Origin of the sequence: Mesorhizobium humile, from assembly GCF_033977215.1 — a bacterium.
In the GTDB taxonomy this organism is placed as follows: domain Bacteria; phylum Pseudomonadota; class Alphaproteobacteria; order Rhizobiales; family Rhizobiaceae; genus Mesorhizobium; species Mesorhizobium humile.
On record NZ_JAVIIV010000001.1, the window covers coordinates 521,968 to 539,997 of the forward strand.

The 18,030-nt window shown below is 64.8% G+C and carries 14 protein-coding genes and 1 pseudogene; 10 read left to right on the forward strand and 5 right to left on the reverse strand.

From position 1 onward, the window contains the following. Positions 1-3 precede the first annotated feature (3 nt). Positions 4-1,071, forward strand: a complete 1,068-nt coding sequence (locus RFM52_RS02490) for an ABC transporter ATP-binding protein (RefSeq protein WP_320294260.1) — start codon at positions 4-6, stop codon at positions 1,069-1,071. On the opposite strand, the gene RFM52_RS02495 is transcribed toward RFM52_RS02490, so the two are convergent. Further along, a complete protein-coding gene (locus RFM52_RS02495) occupies positions 1,068-2,882 on the reverse strand; it encodes an ABC transporter ATP-binding protein (RefSeq protein WP_320294261.1) in 1,815 nt (604 codons plus the stop codon). The genes RFM52_RS02490 and RFM52_RS02495 overlap by 4 nt on opposite strands. Before the next feature lie 191 nt (positions 2,883-3,073). On the opposite strand from RFM52_RS02495, the gene RFM52_RS02500 reads away from it, so the two are divergent. From RFM52_RS02500 to RFM52_RS02540, 9 genes and pseudogenes are all read left to right on the forward strand, one after another. After that, positions 3,074-4,432: an LLM class flavin-dependent oxidoreductase gene (locus RFM52_RS02500; RefSeq protein WP_320294262.1), complete on the forward strand. Its 1,359-nt coding sequence runs from the start codon at positions 3,074-3,076 to the stop codon at positions 4,430-4,432. Positions 4,433-4,444: 12 nt separating this feature from the next. Further along, entirely contained in the window at positions 4,445-5,218 is a 774-nt protein-coding gene (locus RFM52_RS02505; RefSeq protein WP_320294263.1) for a DUF427 domain-containing protein, read from the forward strand. A 52-nt stretch (positions 5,219-5,270) separates the two neighbouring features. Continuing rightward, complete coding sequence (locus RFM52_RS02510) at positions 5,271-6,914, forward strand: ABC transporter substrate-binding protein (RefSeq protein WP_320294264.1); 1,644 nt, start codon at positions 5,271-5,273, stop codon at positions 6,912-6,914. A gap of 31 nt (positions 6,915-6,945) precedes the next feature. Then, positions 6,946-7,905, forward strand: a complete 960-nt coding sequence (locus tag RFM52_RS02515; protein WP_320294265.1) for an ABC transporter permease — start codon at positions 6,946-6,948, stop codon at positions 7,903-7,905. Beyond that, on the forward strand, positions 7,902-8,789 hold the full coding sequence (locus tag RFM52_RS02520) for an ABC transporter permease (RefSeq protein WP_320294266.1): 888 nt from the start codon (positions 7,902-7,904) through the stop codon (positions 8,787-8,789). The genes RFM52_RS02515 and RFM52_RS02520 overlap by 4 nt, the downstream gene beginning before the upstream one ends. Positions 8,790-8,841: 52 nt before the next feature. Further along, positions 8,842-9,327 carry a hypothetical protein gene (locus tag RFM52_RS02525; protein ID WP_320294267.1) on the forward strand — a complete coding sequence of 162 codons (486 nt, stop codon included), beginning with the start codon at positions 8,842-8,844 and terminating at the stop codon, positions 9,325-9,327. Between the two features lie 120 nt (positions 9,328-9,447). Beyond that, positions 9,448-10,887, forward strand: a complete 1,440-nt coding sequence (locus tag RFM52_RS02530) for an aldehyde dehydrogenase family protein (RefSeq protein ID WP_320294268.1) — start codon at positions 9,448-9,450, stop codon at positions 10,885-10,887. Positions 10,888-10,907: 20 nt separating this feature from the next. After that, positions 10,908-11,483, forward strand: coding sequence for a DUF1349 domain-containing protein (locus RFM52_RS02535; protein WP_320294269.1), 576 nt, complete (start codon positions 10,908-10,910; stop codon positions 11,481-11,483). A 78-nt stretch (positions 11,484-11,561) separates the two neighbouring features. Further along, positions 11,562-12,553 (forward strand): annotated as a pseudogene (locus RFM52_RS02540) (glycosyltransferase family 10 fucosyltransferase). A 173-nt stretch (positions 12,554-12,726) separates the two neighbouring features. Here the strand turns inward: RFM52_RS02540 and RFM52_RS02545 are convergent. The 4 genes from RFM52_RS02545 to RFM52_RS02560 all read right to left on the reverse strand — a co-directional run bounded on the left by RFM52_RS02545 (position 12,727) and on the right by RFM52_RS02560 (position 18,013). Then, positions 12,727-14,292, reverse strand: a complete 1,566-nt coding sequence (locus RFM52_RS02545) for a glycosyltransferase (protein WP_320294271.1) — start codon at positions 14,290-14,292, stop codon at positions 12,727-12,729. A gap of 22 nt (positions 14,293-14,314) precedes the next feature. Continuing rightward, positions 14,315-16,435, reverse strand: coding sequence for a glycosyltransferase (locus RFM52_RS02550; RefSeq protein ID WP_320294272.1), 2,121 nt, complete (start codon positions 16,433-16,435; stop codon positions 14,315-14,317). Next, positions 16,426-17,076, reverse strand: a complete 651-nt coding sequence (locus RFM52_RS02555; protein WP_320294273.1) for a bifunctional DNA primase/polymerase — start codon at positions 17,074-17,076, stop codon at positions 16,426-16,428. Before RFM52_RS02555 ends, RFM52_RS02550 begins: the two co-directional genes overlap by 10 nt. Positions 17,077-17,233: 157 nt before the next feature. Then, positions 17,234-18,013 carry a helix-turn-helix domain-containing protein gene (locus RFM52_RS02560; protein WP_320294274.1) on the reverse strand — a complete coding sequence of 260 codons (780 nt, stop codon included), beginning with the start codon at positions 18,011-18,013 and terminating at the stop codon, positions 17,234-17,236. Positions 18,014-18,030: the final 17 nt, after the last annotated feature.

Sequence of the window (18,030 nt, forward strand, 5' to 3'; positions counted from 1 at the left end):
AAGATGGCCTCCGTCACGCTGCAAAACGTCGAGAAGGATTATGGCTCGCTGCGCATCCTGCACGGCGTCGATCTCGAGATCGCCGATGGCGAGTTCGTCGTCCTGGTAGGTCCGTCCGGCTGCGGCAAGTCCACGCTGTTGCGCATGATCGCCGGCCTCGAAGAGGTCACCGGCGGCGAGATCCATATCGGCGAGCGCCTCGTCAACGACGTCGCGCCCAAGGACCGCGACATCGCCATGGTGTTCCAGTCCTACGCGCTCTACCCTCATATGGACGTCTCTTCCAACATGGGCTTCAGCCTGATGCTGAAGAAGGCCGAGAAGACGACGATCGACGGCCGCGTGGGTGCCGCCGCCAAGCGGCTTGGCCTCGACAGCTATCTCGGCCGTTTGCCGCGCCAGCTTTCCGGTGGCCAGCGCCAGCGCGTCGCCATGGGGCGCGCCATCGTGCGCGACCCGAAAGTCTTCCTGTTCGACGAACCGCTGTCGAACCTCGATGCCAAGCTGCGCGTCCACATGCGCGCCGAGATCAAGGCGCTGCACCAGCAGCTCAAGACGACGTCGGTCTATGTCACCCACGACCAGGTTGAGGCGATGACCATGGCCGACCGCATCGTCGTCATGCATGACGGCTACGTGCAACAGGTCGGCCATCCGCTCGAGCTTTACGACCGGCCGGCCAACACCTTCGTCGCCGGGTTCATCGGCTCGCCGGGCATGAACTTTTTGCCGGCGAAATTCGCCAAGGGCGGCAAGGCCGATGCCGTGCTCGCCGATGGCCAGAAGCTGCGGCTGCCCGATGGCCTGCCGCTGAAAGATGGCGACGCTCTCACAATTGGACTGCGGCCCGAGCACATCAGGCTGGTCGACGACGGCGCGCTGAAGGCCGAGGTCGAGGTGGTCGAGCCGCTCGGCCTGTCGACGCAGTTCTATGTCCGGCTGGCCAACCAGCAAATCTGCGTCTTCGTCATGGGCCGCAGCGACGTGAAGCCGGGCGATATCGTTCGGCTGTCAGCCGATCCGGCGGCGCTGCATCTGTTCGATCCGGCGAGCGGCAACCGGATAGGTTAGGGCGTCTCACTTAGAAGATGGTTTGTTCGCCAGCAGGCGATCAGGTGGCCGTCGCCGACATCGGCGGAGGCCGGTTCGGCTTCACGGCAGTCCGGCGAGGCGAGCGGGCAGCGGTCGGCAAAGCAGCATCCCTTGGCCGACTGAAGCTCCGCCACGGTCCCGCCCTGGATGGAGGCGGTCTGGGCAGCATCGGCGGACGCCGCCAGCAGCAGCTTCGTGTAGGGATGGTTGGGGCCGCGAAAGACCTGTTCCGATGAGCCGGTCTCGACCAGCCGGCCGCGATAGAGCACGCCGATCCTGTCGGCCATGTAGCGCACGACCTTGAGGTCGTGGCTGATGAACAGGTAGGTCGTATCCTTGTCGCGCTGCAGGTCGTTGAGCAGGTTGAGCACCGTCGCCTGGACCGAGACGTCGAGCGCCGAGGTCGGCTCGTCCAGCACCACCACTTTCGGCGCGCCGGCAAAGGCGCGCGCGATTGCCGCCCTCTGCCGCTGGCCGCCGGACAATGAGCGTGGCTTCTGTTCCGCGGTCGTATCGGCCAGCCTGACGGAGCGCAGCAGATCGGCGACGCGGTTCTTCGCATCGCTCCGGCCAAGGCCGGCAAGCCGCCGTAGCGGCCGGCTGATGATCCGCCCGATCCGGTGGCGCGGATTGAGCGTGCGGTCGGGCGACTGGAAAACCATCTGCATGTCGCGCCGTTCGCCCGGCGCCCGTTTCTCGGCGCGCGGCGCGACTTTCCTGCCGAACAGCTCGACCGACCCCTGGCTGGGTGTCTGCAGCCCGGTGACGATCCGTGCCAGCGTCGACTTGCCAGAGCCGGATTCGCCGATCAGGCCGAAGGTTTCGCCTTGCCCGACGCGAAGCTCGACATCGTGCAATACGGCCTGCGAACCGAACGAATGGCTGATGCCCTTGCAGGCAATGGCGGTCTGGCGTTCCGCGTCAGGGCCGGTTCGGCGAGCGGCCGACCGGATCCGGCCTGCCGTGCCGGTCTCGGCGAGCCGCCCGTCATGCTTGGTGAAATTCAGCGCCGGGATCGAGGCGATCAGCGCCCTGGTATAGGCATGGGCGGGGTTTTCGAAGACATCCTCGGCGCCGCCGCTCTCGACCACGGCGCCCGACTGCATGACCGCGACGCGGTCGCAGGAGCGGCGGATCAGGTTAATGTCGTGGCTGATCAGGAGGATGCTGGTTTTGTGGTCGCGGCGCAGATCGTCGAGGATCGCGATCATCTCCGACTGCACGCTGGCGTCGAGCGCCGTCGTCGGTTCGTCCAGCACCAGCAGCGCCGGGTCGAGCGCGATGGCGATGGCGATGTTGGCGCGCTGCTGCATGCCGCCGGACAGCTCATGCGGATAAAGATCGAGCACCCGCTCCGGATTGGCGACCCGCACGCGCCTGAGCAATTCGGCCGATCGCCAGCGGGCTTCCTCGTGACGGACCCGGCGATGGCGCATGATCGTCTCGCCGATCTGCCGGCCGATCGTCATGGCCGGGCTGAGCGCGGCGCCCGGATGCTGGTAGACGGCCGCGATACGGTTCCCTCTCAGGCCGCGCAGATCTTCGCCGGACAGCCCGCGGATTTCCCTGCCCTGGAACTCCAGCGCCGAGGCCGCCACACGCGCATTGCCCGGCAGGTAGCGCAATATGGCCAAAGCCACCGAGCTCTTGCCCGAACCTGACTCGCCGACCAGCCCCAGTGCTTCGCCCTGGCCCACGCTTAGCGAAACGCCATTGACGGCGGATTGCCATCCTCTTTTCCCGCCATAGGCGATGGAAAGTTTCTCCACGTTCAGCACCGAAGGGGACATTGAGACCTCGAAATCGCTTTCTGTTGGTGCCCTAATCAAGGGCAATCGCTTCCACTCATTTAGTACATTATCTCTATAAAATTACTCGAATTAACGGCAAGCGCAATCTAGCCTTTCACCTGATCGAGAGATTTCGACAGCGCCGACGGATGCGGCGCCCCGGTCTCTCGCGGATCTGCAAGGAGGCCGGCATGGCGCGAAACCAGTTGATCTTAAGCGCATTCTTCTTCAACCCGCAGGGCGACCATCGCATGTCGTGGCGGCACCCGCGCGCGCCCGGCCACGAAGTGCTTGGCTTCGATTACTATCGCGAGCTGGTCCAGGCTGCCGAGCGCGCCAGGATCGACACGATCTTCGTCGCCGACCACGTGTCGATCTGGGATTCGGTGAAGAGCGGCGTCGCGCATTACGCCAATGCCCGCCTCGAGCCGCTGACGCTTTTGTCGGCGTTGGCTGCCGTGACGAAGCATATCGGCCTCATCACCACCGCGTCGAGCTCCTACAGCGAGCCCTACAATGTGGCGCGCCTGTTCGCCTCGCTCGACCATATCAGTGGGGGCAGGGCGTCCTGGAATGTCGTCACCTCGGCCATGGACGAGGAGGCGCGCAATTTCGGCCGCGACGGCAATATCGAGCACGCCTTCCGCTATCAGCGCGCGGCCGAATTCCTCGATATCGTCAAGGGATTGTGGGACAGCTGGGAAGACGAAGCCCTGCTGTTCGACAAGCAAACCGGTTATTTCGCCGACCCGGACAAGGTCCATGTGCTCGACCATCGCGGCGCGCATTTCAAGGTGCGCGGGCCGCTCAACGTGTCGCGGCCGCCGCAGGGCCATCCGCTGATCGTGCAGGCAGGCTCGTCCGAGGACGGCAAGAATTTCGCCACCGCCCATGCCGATGCGCATTTCGCCATCTACAGCACCAGGGAAGACGGCATCAGATATCGTGAGGACATCAACGAGCGGTTGGCGCGTCACGGCCGGCGGCCGGAGAGTTTCAAGATCCTGCCGGGCATCCTGCCGATCGTCGCCGCCTCCGAGGCCGAGGCGCGCGACAGGCAGGACTACCTGCAGACGCTGCTCCCCGACCGCGTCGGCATCGATCTCCTGTCGAGCTGGAGCGGTATCGACCTCTCGGCCTATCCGCCGGACGGCCCGCTGCCGCAGCTTCCCGACGAAAGCACCTTCAATGGCGGGCGAACCTCGCTCAACCGGGTCAGGCAGTGGGCGACGCAGAACCTGACCCTGCGCGAAATCGCCCGCAAACTCGCCAACAGCGGCTCGGTGCCGACCGTCGCCGGCACGCCAAAGCAGATCGCCGACCAGCTGCAGGACTGGTTCGAGGCGGGCGCCGCCGACGGCTTCAACCTGATGTTCCCGCTGCTGCCGGAGGACTGGGTCAACTTCGCCGAGCAGGTCGTGCCGGAGCTGCAGCGCCGCGGCGTCTTCCCGACCGAATACGCGCCCGGAACGCTGCGCGACCGCTTCGGCCTTGCCCGTCCCGCCAACCGCTTCGCCGAACAGCGCGCCAACGCGCGCGCCGTATCCTGAAGGAGAGCCGTCATGACCGCCGCGCCAAGACTCCAGCCGCGCGAAGCGACCGCGCCGCAACTGATCAACGTCCTGCACAGTCCCAAGCGCATCCGCGTCAAATTCGGCGGGCGCGTCATCGCCGACAGCCGCAACGTGCTGGTGCTGCGCTCCAATCATTTCCTGCCGATCTATTTCTTCCCGCTGGCGGCGGTCGACCAGTCGGTGCTGAAACCGTCGAAGCAGGGCCAGCAGCACCCGGTCGGCGGCGAGACAAAATACTGGGATATCGAAGCCGGCGACAGGCGCGCCGCCGATGCCGCCTGGTCGTTCACGGCGCCGCCCGACGAGAACCTCGCGCCGCTCGCCGGCCGCATCGCCTTCACCTGGAACCTCGTCGACCAGTGGTTCGAGGAGGACGAAGAGGTCTTCGTCCATGCCCGCGACCCCTATGCGCGCATCGACGTGCTGCAGAGCTCCAGCCATGTCGCGATCTGGTTCGACGGCGAATTGATCGCCGACAGCCGCCGCCCCGTGCTGCTGTTCGAAACGCACCTGCCGACACGTTTCTATCTGCCGGCGGAGGATGTCCGGCTCGACCGGCTGAGAGCTTCGCTGACGAGGACCCGATGTCCCTACAAGGGCATCGCCTCCTATTGGTCCGTCGTGCTCAAGGACGGCTCTCTGCGCGAGGACATCGCCTGGAGCTACCGCGATCCGATCGCCGAGATGCCGAAGATCAAGGGGCTGATCGCCTTCTATCCGCAAGCAGTCGACCGCATCCATCTCGACGGCCAGCCGGTCTGACCGGCCCGTCGTCTCCACCTCATTTCAAACCACAATTTTCACAGAGGCAAAAATGACCAAGCGCAACGAAATCGACGCCCTTCGCAATCTCTCCGGCGACATCTGGAACGTCGCCGTCGACGAATACGCCGCCGGCTACCTGAAACGCCGCGATCTCCTGAAATACGCCGCACTGATCGGCCTGACCGGCTTCGCCGCCTCGCAAGGCTTGGGCTTTTCCGGCACGGCGCGCGCCGCTGCCGCCGGCGGCACCGTCCGCGTCGGCCTCGGCCAGCCGACCAAGGCGATCGATCCGGTCACGGTCACCGATCCGGCCAGCATCGGCGTGCTCAGCCAGGTCGGGGAATACCTGATCCTCGACGATCCCAAGGACGGGCTGCAGCCAAAGCTCGCTTTGTCCTGGGAAGCCGACGAGACGGCCAAGCGCTGGACGTTCAAGCTGCGGCCCGGCGTGAAATTCCATGACGGCCGCACCGTGACCGCCAAGGACGTCGTGGCGAGCTTCGAGCGTCTGGTCGATCCGAACAGCGGCTCGTCGGCCCTGTCGGCCTATAGGGGCGTCCTGTCCAAGGGCGGCGCCAAGATCGTCGACGACGAGACGGTAGCCTTCGATCTCGACCAGTCGAACTCGAATTTCCCGTTCTATGTCTCCTCCGACGTCTACAACGCCGTGATCCTGCCGTCCGACTATGCCGGCGATTTCGAGAAGAACTTCAACGGCACCGGCCCGTTCAAGCTCGAATCCTTCCGCCCCAAGCAGGGCGCCAGCTTCGTGCGCAATCCCGATTACTGGGGCGACAAGGCGCTGCCCGACCGGGTCGAAATAAAGTTCTTCGACGACGAGCAGGCGCAGGTCGTGGCGCTGCAGGCCGGCCAGCTCGATGTCATCCCGAGCACCACGCGCCTCGAGCTGGCGATCGAGGGCAATGCCAACTTCAAGCTGCTGAGCGTCCAGGCAAGCTCGCATGATGCCGTGCATCTCAGGACCGACCAGGCGCCGTTCACCGACAAGCGCGTCCGCCGCGCATTGGCGCTCACCCTCGACCGCGAGGCCATCGTGAAGGGCCTGCTCAAGGGGCGCGCCATCGCCGGCAACGACACGCCGTTCGCGCCGATCTTCCCTTCGGCCGATCTGTCGGTGCCGCAGCGAAAGCAGGACATTGCCGAGGCGAAGCGTCTACTCGCCGAAGCCGGCGTGCCCAACGGCTTCGAGGTGACGCTGACCACCGAACGCGCCTATGACATCCCCGACTACGCCGTCATCATCCAGAACTTCGCCAGGAAGGCCGGCATCGACATCAAGCTCAACGTCCTCCCGCAGGATGCCTATTACGGCTCGGCGACCTTCGGCAGCTCGCCCTGGCTGGATTCCAATCTCGGCATCACCGATTTCGGGCATCGCGGCACGCCCGACATCTTCCTCAACGCGACGCTGAAGAGCGACGGCGCGTGGAACGCCGCGCATTTCAAGAATGCGGACTATGACGCCTTGCTGGTCGACTACGGCAAGGCCCGCGACCTTCAGGCGCAGCGCGTCGTAGCCGGCAAGATCCAGACCCTGCTGCTCGACGAGACCCCGGAGATCATCAGCTACTTCTCGCAATACAGCCGCATAACCAGCAACAAGGTCGAGGGGGTGCGCTTCACGGCGATCTCGCATCTTCTGCTCGACCGCGTTTCCTTCGTCCAGGCATGATGCGCAAACGCCAAGCCGCGTGGGACGCCGGATGCTGACCGGCCGCGCCTTGTCGGCGCGCGGGGTCTCGCTGCTGCTCACCCTGTGGCTGGTCAGCGCGCTGGTCTTCCTCGCCGGGCAGGTCCTGCCCGGCGATGTCGCACGCGTCATGCTGGGTCCCTTCGCCGACGCGCAGGCCGTCGCGGCGCTGAACAGAGAGCTCGGCGCCGACCAGCCCGTGCTCGTTCAATACTGGCGATGGTTCAGCGCGGCGCTCACCGGCGACTTCGGCACGTCGCTGTCGATGCGCGCGCCGGTCGCGCCCTTCGTGCTGGCAAGTCTCGGCCGTTCGGCGGCGCTTGCCGGCATCATCCTTTTGTTTCTTGTGCCGCTCGGCGTCGGCGCGGGCATCGTCGCCGGCCTCAACCGGGGTCGGCTTGTCGACCGGCTGATCGTGCTCGCCGGCGTCTCCTTCGGCATCGTCCCGGATTTCGTATCGGGGCTGCTCCTGCTGCTGGTCTTCGGCCTGTGGCTGAACTGGCTGCCGATCACCGGTGCTGCCCCCGATGGCGCCGGCTTCTGGACGAGCAGCTACTACCTGATCCTGCCGGCGCTGCCGCTGGTGCTCAACCTTGCCGGCTATCTGGCGCGCATGACGCGGGCCGGCGTCATCGAGGCGCTGGCCGCCGACTATACGCGCACCGCCACCCTCAAAGGGCTCGATCGCCGGCAGGTCATTCTCCGCCACGTGCTGCCCAACGCGCTGACGCCGACGATCGCGGTGCTGGCGACGCAGAGCGGCTACATGCTCGGCGGGCTGGTGGTGATCGAGGCGCTGTTCGGCATCCAGGGCCTCGGCAATCTCGTTTTGAACGCCGCCAAGTCGCGCGATTTCCCGATGCTGGAAGCAGGCGTGCTTGTCATGGCGACGATCTTCGTCCTGTCAGCCGCGGCGGGCGATCTCGTTCAAGCGCTGCTCGACCCGCGGCAGCGGCGGCGGGCGTCGCTATGATGGACCTTTTGGAATTCCCGGCACCTTCGCGCGCACCCGGTTTCCTGCGGAGCGCCGGCAGGCTGGGCCGCGCCGTTCGCGGCCTTCCTCCATCCGTCATTATCGGATCGCTCATCCTCGCCTTCTGGGTCGCCTGCGCTTTGTTCGGCGACCGGCTGGTTCCCTATGATCCCTATGCCGAGGATTTCCTCGCCACGCTGACGCCGCCGGACGCCGCGCACTGGTTCGGCACCGATCATCTCGGTCGCGATGTGCTGTCCCGCATCATCGTCGGGTCGCGCGACATCCTGCTGGTCGCGCCGCTCGCGACATTGGGCGGCGTTGCCGCCGGCACCATCATCGGCCTGGCGCTCGGCTATTTCGATGGCCTGGTCGACGCGATCGGCGCGCGGCTGCTCGACACGCTGATGGCCTTTCCCTTCATCGTCCTCGTCACCATGACGCTGGTGGCGCTGGGGCCCTCGAACCTCACCGTCATCCTGGTGATCGCCATTGCCTATGCGCCGCTGGTGGCCAGGACCGTGCGCGCCGCGGTGCGCGAGCAGAAGGAACGCGAATATGTCAGCGCCGCCCGCCTCGGCGGCGAGAACTCACTTGCCATCATGGTTCTGGAGATACTGCCCAACATCAGGGAAACGATCCTGATCGAGCTCGTCACGCGGCTGGGCTATGCCTTCTTCTCCATCGCCACGCTGAGCTTTCTCGGCCTCGGCATCCAGCCGCCTTCGGCCGACTGGGGCCTGGCCGTTGCAGACGGCTATGGTTTCCTCACCGGCGGCAAATGGTGGGTCGTTGTCTTCAACTCAGGCGCAATCGTCTCGCTGGTCATGGCGACGAATCTGATTGCGCAAGGGGTAGGTGCCTTCGAGAATATCGAGAGGTGATTGCGGCTTTTGATTGCTAGACTCCTGTTGATTCGTCTCGACAGGAAACGACATGAGCAAGGCCCTCGGCACATTCGCACTGGTCACTCTTTTCAGCGCCTTGCTGATGGCGCTTTCCCTGGCGGTGGCGAGGCATGGCTATCCCTACGGCGCCTTCGGCGTGAAGCGCCTCGACGGCATTGCCGATGCCGGCTCGTTCCTGGCGATCGCCGCCATCTATTTCTTCGGCGCCATGCTGATGATGATCCTGCCGATCCGCGCCGCCGGCGTGGTCCTGACCCATGCCGCCGACGCGATCTTCTGGGCGACGATCGTGCTCTTCGCGACGATCGTCGGCTCGCTGCTCGCCAGATGGGCCTTCGGCCAGCATGAGGTGCTTTGGGCGCTTTTCAACTGGCGCTTCCTGTTCGTCGCGGCGATCGTGGCGGCGCATCTTTTCATGAACGAGCTTCGACGCAACGTCCTGCTCAGAAGCCTGTTCTTCGTCGTCTTCGGCGCGGTCACGCTCGCCTGCCTGTTCTGGTCGTTCTCGACCTGACGCGAGCCGGCTCTAGGTTTAAGATGGCGGGTAGACCTCCTCCCGGGCAATGACTATATCATTTGTCTGACAATTGACCCGGCCGATGGCTGTCGCTCCCAAAACCCAAGGAAAAGCAAGATGACCGTGCTGCGTAAGAACCTGATCGACGGCGAGTGGCTCGGCGAGCCCGGCTCGCGCAACATCAACCCCTCGAACACCGACGACGTCGTCGGCGAATATGCGTCGGCCGGGCCCGAGCAAGCCAAGCAGGCCATCGCCGCCGCCAAGGCGGCCTTTCCGGCCTGGTCGCGCTCCGGCCCGCTGGCCCGCCACGCCGTGCTGAAGAAGACGTCGGACGAGATCATGGCGCGCAAGGACGAGATCGGCCGCTCGCTTGCCCGCGAGGAAGGCAAGACGCTGGCCGAGGGCATCGGCGAGACCATCCGGGCGGCGCAGATCTTCGATTTCTTCGCCGGCGAGACGCTGCGCCTGTCGGGCGAGACGGTGCCGAGCGTGCGCCCGGGAGTCGGCGTCGAGATGACCCGCGAGGGTGTCGGCGTCGTCGGCATCATCACGCCGTGGAACTTCCCGATCGCCATTCCCGCCTGGAAGATCGCGCCGGCGCTCACCTATGGCAACACGATCGTCTTCAAGCCGGCCGAACTGGTGCCTGAAAGCGCCTGGACCATCGTCGATATCCTGCACCGCGCCGGCCTGCCCAAGGGCGTGCTCAACCTCGTCATGGGCAAGGGTTCCGTGGTTGGCCAGGCGATGCTCGACAGCCCCGACGTCAACGCCATCTCCTTCACCGGCTCAGTCGGCACGGGCAAGCGCGTCGCCGCCGCAAGCGTCGAGCACATGCGCAAGTTCCAGCTGGAAATGGGCGGCAAGAACCCGTTCGTCGTGCTCGACGACGCCGATCTGGCCGTCGCCGTCGATTGCGCCGTCAACGGCGCCTATTTCTCGACCGGTCAGCGCTGCACGGCGTCCTCGCGCCTGATCGTCACCGACGGCATCCACGACCGTTTCGTCGACGCCATGAAGGAGCGGCTGGACAAGCTCGTCATCGGCGACGCGCTCGATGCGCAGACCCAGATCGGTCCCGTCGTCGACGCAACCCAGCTGAAGCAGGATGAAGACTACATCGCCATCGGTGTCAGGGAAGGCGCAACGATTGCCTTTGGTGGCGAGCGGCTCGATCGCAAGACGCCGGGTTTCTATCTGCAGCCGACGCTGTTTACCGGTTCGACCAATGCCATGCGCATTTCGCGCGAGGAGATTTTCGGCCCGGTCGCCAACGTCATCCGCGTCAAGGACTATGACGAGGCGCTCAGCGTCGCCAACGACACGCCGTTCGGCCTCACCTCCGGCATCTGCACGACCAGCCTGAAGCACGCGACGCATTTCAAGCGCAATTCCGAAGCCGGCATGGTCATGGTCAACCTGCCGACGGCGGGCGTCGACTTCCATGTACCGTTCGGCGGCCGCAAGGGCTCGAGCTACGGCCCGCGCGAGCAGGGCCGCTACGCCATGGAGTTCTACACCACGGTGAAGACGGCCTATACATTCGCCGGCTAATCCAGCCTGGGAGGAAATCGATGAGCGTGGCCGGCATGACATGGCTCAACCCGCCGCCGCACCATACGGTCGGCGACGGCACGCTTACCGTTCGAACAGGAAAAGATACCGACTTCTGGCGCGAGACCTTCTATGGTTTCTGGCGCGACAACGGCCATTTCCTCTACCGCCCCGTCGAGGGCGATTTCAGCGCCGAAGTCACCGTCAAGGGCGACTACAAGGTGCTCTACGATCAGGCCGGGCTGATGCTGCGGCTCAGCGAAACGCACTGGATCAAGGCTGGCATCGAATACACCGACGGGCTCGCCTACTTCTCCGTCGTCGTCACCAACGACACCTCCGACTGGTCGCTGGTTGCCATCGCCGCCGGCAAGGATGGCGTCAGGATCCGCCTGACCCGCCACGCCGAGGCGATCCGCATCCAATATCTGGATGCTTCGGATGGCCAGTGGAAGCCGGTGCGGCTGGCCTACTTCCCGATCTCGAAATCGGTCGATGTCGGCATGATGTGCTGCTCGCCGCAGCGCGAAGGGTTTGAAGCGACATTTTCCGACTTCATCATAGGGCCGGCGATTTCAAGGGACCTCCATGACTGACCGTCGCAACGGCGGCCATCCTTTCGCGGCTGCAAGCGAGGGCGTAAAGACAGCGCATCGCTTGATCCACAGGGCCTGATGCCGCCGAATCGTCCGCTCATCCTCTTCTGGACGCGCTGGTTCAAAAAGGCCGTCGACCTCGACGCCATTCCTCGATGCGATTTTCCCGTCGAGTGGACGAACGACCGCAGCCGGCTGGCGGAAGCGGTAGCCGTCATCTTTCACGTGCCGAATTTCGAAGAGATCGCCGATGCCCGCAAATACCCCGGCCAGCTATGGGTCGCCTGGTCGATGGAGAGCATCGTCAATTATCCCGTCTTGGCCGATCCGGCTTTCATGCGCCACTTCGACATCGTCATGACCTATGAAACCGGGTCGGACGTCTGGTCGCCTTATCTGCCGGGGGCGGGCTGGTGGGACGTCGTGCGACATAAGCCCATACCGCCCAAGGTCGAGCGCGCGCCGGCGGTGCATTTCCAGTCGTCGAGCTTCAACAAGAGCGGTCGCGACAAATTCATCGCCGAACTGTCACAGCATATCGCTGTCGATTGTTACGGCCGATATCAACCCAACCGTCAAATCGCAGGCCCCGATCTCGGTCCGCAGACGAAGCTCGAAACCATAGGCCGGTATCCTTTCTGCCTGGCGCTGGAGAATTCGATCGCGCCCGATTACGTCACCGAGAAGATGTTCGATCCGCTCGCCGCCGGCACGGTGCCCGTTTATCTCGGCGCGCCCAATGCCGCAGTTTTCGTTCCGACGGCTGCTATATCGATGCTGCATCCTTCGGCTCGCCGGCGGAGCTCGCCGCCTATCTCCGTCATCTGATCGAGACGCCTCAAGCATATCAGGCTTATTTCGCCTGGCGGACGAAACCGCTGCCGGAGCGCCTGAGAGTACAGTTGGAGCGGGCTGCCATGCCGCCGAAAGTCCGTCTGGCCGCACTCGTCCACGAACGTCTTGCGGCACGGACCGCCCCGCCGTCGGGCCGGCCTCACAGCCCATTCGGGCATGCAGCGTTCCTATCGGCGCGCCTGTCGCGTTGGCGTGGAAAATTTCGCGCCGGCTGATCGCGCCGTCGGTTGACCCGGCCACCGCGCAGCCACCCGTGGCGCTAGAGCAATTCCAGGAAAAGTGTGATCGGTTAGGCTCGGCGGCTTCGCCGTAGCCTTCCGTCCGGAATTGCATAAAAACAAGGAGATAGTGCGTTTCGCCGTTTCCGTGAAACGGTGAAACGCACTAATCACCACGGCACGTGCTCTATCTCCAGCCTGGGCAGCCCGATTGGTCTGATTCCCAGATCGTTGGCCAAAACGCCGAACCCCTCCGTCTCGATCAAATCGCGATAGGGAATCTCCGGGAAGCGAAGCCCGCCGCGATGCAGGGCCGCGTCGACGAGAAGCATGGTGCCGCCGACGCCGTCGAGCCCGATGCTGTCGAGATGCCTGACGTCGCTGAGATGCAGGCGGTTGTAGGAGTGTATCGGCGGTTGATGGATGCCGCCGCGTATCTGGCGATAGTAGCGATAGTCCTTTTCTTTGCGCACGCTGACGAAGCTGTTGAGGTCGAAACTGTCACCGCCGGCGATCTTGACGCAGTTGGGAACCACGATGCGATGGCCGCTTTCGATAAGCCGGCTCAAGATGTCGCAGGGAAACCGCCACACGTCGATGTCTATCCACAACGCCCAATCGTCGACCGGGCCAAGGCCGTGGTCGATCAGGTGGTTGCGCACCTTCGCGATGGCGCCGCGCCTCACGCGCTGCAAGCGTCGCCTGGCGCGCTTCGTTCGGTCGAGCTGTACGCCGGTCTGTCTCTGCAGCAGGACCACGTCGCGATAGACGCCGGCCAGCGGTGCCACGGCCCGCTGCAATCGCTCCCAGCTTGCGTCCAGGCTGTCACCCTCGCAGAAGACCAGCTTGATCCTGTCCTTCGGGTAGTCGAGCGCGCCGACGGCATCGAGGAAAGGCTGGATATGATCCGCCGCGTCGCGCAGCGGCACCAGAATGGCGACGTTGCGGCCTGACGGGATCGGCGCCGCGATGGCCGCTGGGCTCACGCCCTGCCTGGCGGCTGCTTCGCTCAGATAGGCGCCGCGCGTGAGGTGGTGCCAGGACCGGTAGACCTGCGTGCGGATCTTGTCTCGCCACCCCGGGGCCGAGGCGCGTGTCCACCATGTGCCGGCCCAATGGTGGATGGAAAGGGTCGGCGTCCCGTTGTCGCCATTGCGTCCGGCCGAGTCCACCGGTGCGAACAACGCCGAAGGGTGGATGGCGAAGGCGGATTGATCGCCATAGCTGAGCTGGGCCGAAGTCATCACGCAGGGGCCTGTCGCGTCGATGGCTTCCTTGGCGTGAGTCAGCCCCGGCAGGAAGGACAGGAGATGAAGCCAGAAGGGATGGCCAGGCGGGCTGGCCATGGTGCCGTTGAACAGAAGATAGGGCAGCCGGCGGAAATCGGCTTGCACCCGTGCATGCGTGTCCGGTTCCTTGCAGACCACGATCCGGTCTTCGCCGGCCAGCGGATCGAACGAGGCCACGCATTCGCAGTCGATATCGGCGTAGACGCCGCCGAAATGGTGCAGAAGCATATACCGTCCGGCATCCGCTCTCAGCACGCCGCGTTCGTAACTGCAAAAGGTCGGCAGGAAGTCGGGATAATGCTGGGCGACGAACTCGAGCAGCCGCCGGTCGTTCCAGAACATCATCGTCCAGTCCGGATGGTGCCGCTTCCAGCTCTCGACATAGGCCCGGAACCGGGCGGGGATTTCGTCGGTCTTCCAGGTCTGGTGCAGGATCTTGGGGATCATCGAAGGCTCGTTGTGCAGCGGTTCATCGGCTGGCGCCGTCCAGTCCCAAGCCATGGCGAACGGCGTCGCGGATTGCCCGGGGTCCGAAACGAGACCAAGCGGTATCATGGGCCCGGGAGCGCAGCCGGGCCATGCGGGCAGGGTCAAAACAGAGCGCGACCGTCAGGTCGGCAAGTTCTTCGTCCGTGTCGGACAGGAGCAGGTCCTCGCCTCCGGTGAGGTCGAGCCCTTCCGCCGCGAGCGGCGTCGCGATCACCGGAACACCCGCGGCCATCGCTTCCAGGATCTTGATGCGCGTACCGCCCCCCGTCCTGAGCGGAACGATGCAAAGATGCGCTGCCGATAGCAGGGGGGCGACATCGTCGGGGTTTTCGATCAGGACGACTCCGTCGGGTTCTGACAGGGTCCGGACGGCTGGATCGGGCGAACGGCCGGCAAGGACGAGCCGCGCGCCTGGCAACGCCTGCCGGACCCGCGGCAGGATGATGCTGGCCAGGCGCTCAGCGGCATCGATGTTGGGACTGTAGCCGAGATGGCCGACAAAGAGGATCACCGGAAATCCGTCGGATGTGCCGGGCGGTGGCGGCAGCGTCCCAAACGACCCTTGGGCGCGCGGGATGCCGTTCGGTACGATATCGATCGGTGTTCTGTGCGCCACAATAGCGTTGAGCCGCTCGCGGTCCCGCTTCGAACACACCCAGATACGGTCGACGATGGCCACCGCTCTCCGCTCCAACCGCCTTATGTCGGGCGACACGGCCGACGGGGCATTGCCGGGCGCTTGGGCGGCGAGATCAGACTCGACATTGTGCATGTCGAGAACGAGCTGCCTGGTCAGCGGCCGCAAAGGGTGCAGCAGCTTGAACAGTGGAATGCTCTCGACGACGATCGTGTCCGGACGGAACTCGCGCACCAGGGCCTTGAGGCGAGCGAGCGCCGGACGTGGAATGCGGTTTTCTCCTTTGAGGCGTCGCCAGCCGAGCGAATGCGATCGCTTGTCGGCTTCCGTGGCCAGCGACACCACGCGGATGTCGCGGTCGGGTGGCTGCATCGAGCCGGCCGGCTTTACCGAGGCAAGGCGGACGGGCCCGAACTCGGCCGCCGCGCCGGCATTGCCGAAGGTCCTGAGATCGGCGCCGGAGACAGGCGGATAGGCAGGGTCGAAGCTGACGATCAGCGTGCGTCGGGGCGCCGCCGGATCGACAGATATATCCGGCCTGTTGCCTGCCAGCCGCCCGAACCGGATCCTGGCCAGGTATTGTGCCGCCTTCCAGCTCCGGCCAAGTTCCCGATGCGCCTTGACCGCGCGCATCATGCCGGCCGCGTCGGCGAACATCCTGTGCTTGATGAGCTGGCGCGCGATGCGCTGCGCTATCCAGGCCTTTCGCCATTGCAGAGGCCCCTGCTCGACGCCGGCGGCCGCAAGGCCGTTGAGCTCGCGCGCTATGGCCAGAAAGGTCTTGCGCGGCGCCGTGATGAAGCGCCGCGCCATCCGGGCCTCGTCATGGTGGTAGAGGAGCACCGGCGTCTCGATCGCGACAATATCGGCGCGCGCCAGCAACGACGCCCAGTAGCAGGTGTCCTCGTCGAGGCCGATCGTCTCGGGAAAGCGAATGCCGGCTGTAGCCCAGCCGGCAACCAGCGCGCTTCCCATGGCGATCGGCCATAGTTCGTTGCGCAGGTATCGGCGCGTGTTCTGCTGCCTGTCGGGGCCATAGCCATGCGGCGTCTTGAGCTTGTCCGGCCGGCCCTTCGCGCGCCGTATGCTGGCCCCGACAGCAAGGCCGGCGCGAGGCTGGCCAGCGAGCGCCGAACCCAGCAGCGACAGGCTGCCGGGCATCACCTCGTCGTCGGCATCGAGAAAGAAGATGGATGTGCCGCTTGCCCGCTCGATTCCGACATTGCGCGCGGCGCCCGCGCTGCCCAGGCGCACGCTCACCACATCAAGCGGCAAGCCGCGGCTTTGCGCGCTCTCCTTAGCCACGGCAGCCGTCCGGTCGTCCGAGCCGTCGTCGATCACCAGGATCTCGCGGATGACCGGACGGTCGGCAACCAGGCTGCCGAGCACGGTGTCCAGCGTGGCAGCCGCATTCCTTGCCGGGATGACGACGGTTATGTCGGCCGCCATGTGGCTCATTGCCATTCGAAGAAGCCACGCTTCAGCACGCGGTTATAGTGATGTTTGAGCATCGACACCGGGCGCAGCGAAAGACTGCCAAGATCATCGACCACTTGCGGCTCGATGTCGAAGGGTGACTGGCTTTTGATCCAGCTGTAGGAGGAACCGTCCCCGAGCACGGAGGGAGAACCCACCACATAGCCGCCGAGCGCCTTGACATGGCCGACGCGGCGCAAGCCGAAGTGGAGGCTGGAGGAGACCATCGGCTCGCGTGTCCTCAGATAGACGTGAAACCCGCTTGGCGACTTTGCTGTCGGCGTAGCGTTCGCGATCGTCTTGTGATCGGCCAGCCAGGCACGGTAGCCGGCGGCGTCATCGAAATCGAGGATCATCAGGTTGGAAAATCCTCCCAATATGCCGATATTGCCGGCAAAGTCGCGGAACCAGCGCGCGATGTCGCCGCTGCCTGGCGGCTTCTGCGCCAGTTGGAAGGCGACAGAGGTGAAGGCCAGTTCCTTCAGATCCTTGCGCAACGTCCTCAGGTGCAGCGGGTCGTACTCCATCGCTGCAAGGTCAAGATGCTTGCCGCCCGCACGAAGCGGCAGGCATATATAGCCGCGCTCGAGCAGGCTTATGGCGTATTCGGTCAGCTCTCCGGGCTGCATTCGCCAGTACCCCCACGAAATTCCTTGCTCGATCTTTTTTGCCGGCGCCGTCCTCGTCAAGCACCGGATGGGCAACCCCTTGGTTCTTCATCACGTTACTGCGACCTCTGCCGGCGGAATACGGGCCCCGATCGCATTGCCAAAACACCGCTGCCGGTCACGTGTCCAACCGGTGCTGGAAAAACTGCAGGAACAATTCGCGCTCGGTGGTGATGTCGAGTTTCTCATAGATGCGGCGACGGTGGTTCTTCACCGTGCCGACGGTGATGCCGAGCCGCTCGGCGATGTTGGCGGTCGGGTGTCCGGCGAGGATCAGTTGTACCAGTTCACGCTCGCGCAGCGATAGCTCCGGCCACAGGCTTTCCGGAATGCTCGGTTTCTGCTGCGGCGACGCGCCGGGACCGCTCGGTGCCGAGGTGCGCGAAAAATCTGAGCCGCGCGCCTTGATGTCCAGCGCATGCAGCGCCTCGAACACCGGCAGCCGCTCGCTGAGCAGCGCGATCTCGCTGTCCTTGAACGACACGGTCGAGCGGTCGAGGAAGATGCCGAGGCACCAGTCGCCGCCGTCGGCGAGCAGGATGCCGACCTCGTCGCATATCTCCGACTGCGCCAGGAAGCCGGCTATATACTGGCCGCGCTTGGCCTCCTCGTCGGCCAACCCTTTCAGCGGCACGATGCCGAGCCGGCGCTGGCGCCGCCACGACGCATAGAAGGGATCGAAGACGTAGTAATTGTCGAGGTAGCGCCGCACCATCTCGTCCGAAAAGCGCCGGTGCTTGACGAATTCGGGCGTCCTGGTCGCTGAGTAGCGCGTCACCGTTACCAGGTCGTGCGCGATGTCGGCGCCGATCAGGTCGATCAGGCAGTCGACATGCCGGTCGGTGCCGGTGGCGGCGATCGCCTTGGCCAGCGGCGCCCAGATATTGCCCATGCGCATGCCCTTTTCTCGGCGAA

What these genes read in the sequence shown, in the direction of transcription:
- RFM52_RS02490 (WP_320294260.1), top strand. Translation starts at nt 4, where the DNA reads ATGGCCTCCGTCACGCTGCAAAACGTCGAGAAGGATTATGGCTCGCTG.
- RFM52_RS02495 (WP_320294261.1), bottom strand. Translation starts at nt 2,882, where the DNA reads ATGTCCCCTTCGGTGCTGAACGTGGAGAAACTTTCCATCGCCTATGGC.
- RFM52_RS02500 (WP_320294262.1), top strand. Translation starts at nt 3,074, where the DNA reads ATGGCGCGAAACCAGTTGATCTTAAGCGCATTCTTCTTCAACCCGCAG.
- RFM52_RS02505 (WP_320294263.1), top strand. Translation starts at nt 4,445, where the DNA reads ATGACCGCCGCGCCAAGACTCCAGCCGCGCGAAGCGACCGCGCCGCAA.
- RFM52_RS02510 (WP_320294264.1), top strand. Translation starts at nt 5,271, where the DNA reads ATGACCAAGCGCAACGAAATCGACGCCCTTCGCAATCTCTCCGGCGAC.
- RFM52_RS02515 (WP_320294265.1), top strand. Translation starts at nt 6,946, where the DNA reads ATGCTGACCGGCCGCGCCTTGTCGGCGCGCGGGGTCTCGCTGCTGCTC.
- RFM52_RS02520 (WP_320294266.1), top strand. Translation starts at nt 7,902, where the DNA reads ATGATGGACCTTTTGGAATTCCCGGCACCTTCGCGCGCACCCGGTTTC.
- RFM52_RS02525 (WP_320294267.1), top strand. Translation starts at nt 8,842, where the DNA reads ATGAGCAAGGCCCTCGGCACATTCGCACTGGTCACTCTTTTCAGCGCC.
- RFM52_RS02530 (WP_320294268.1), top strand. Translation starts at nt 9,448, where the DNA reads ATGACCGTGCTGCGTAAGAACCTGATCGACGGCGAGTGGCTCGGCGAG.
- RFM52_RS02535 (WP_320294269.1), top strand. Translation starts at nt 10,908, where the DNA reads ATGAGCGTGGCCGGCATGACATGGCTCAACCCGCCGCCGCACCATACG.
- RFM52_RS02545 (WP_320294271.1), bottom strand. Translation starts at nt 14,292, where the DNA reads ATGATCCCCAAGATCCTGCACCAGACCTGGAAGACCGACGAAATCCCC.
- RFM52_RS02550 (WP_320294272.1), bottom strand. Translation starts at nt 16,435, where the DNA reads ATGGCAATGAGCCACATGGCGGCCGACATAACCGTCGTCATCCCGGCA.
- RFM52_RS02555 (WP_320294273.1), bottom strand. Translation starts at nt 17,076, where the DNA reads ATGCAGCCCGGAGAGCTGACCGAATACGCCATAAGCCTGCTCGAGCGC.
- RFM52_RS02560 (WP_320294274.1), bottom strand. Translation starts at nt 18,013, where the DNA reads ATGCGCATGGGCAATATCTGGGCGCCGCTGGCCAAGGCGATCGCCGCC.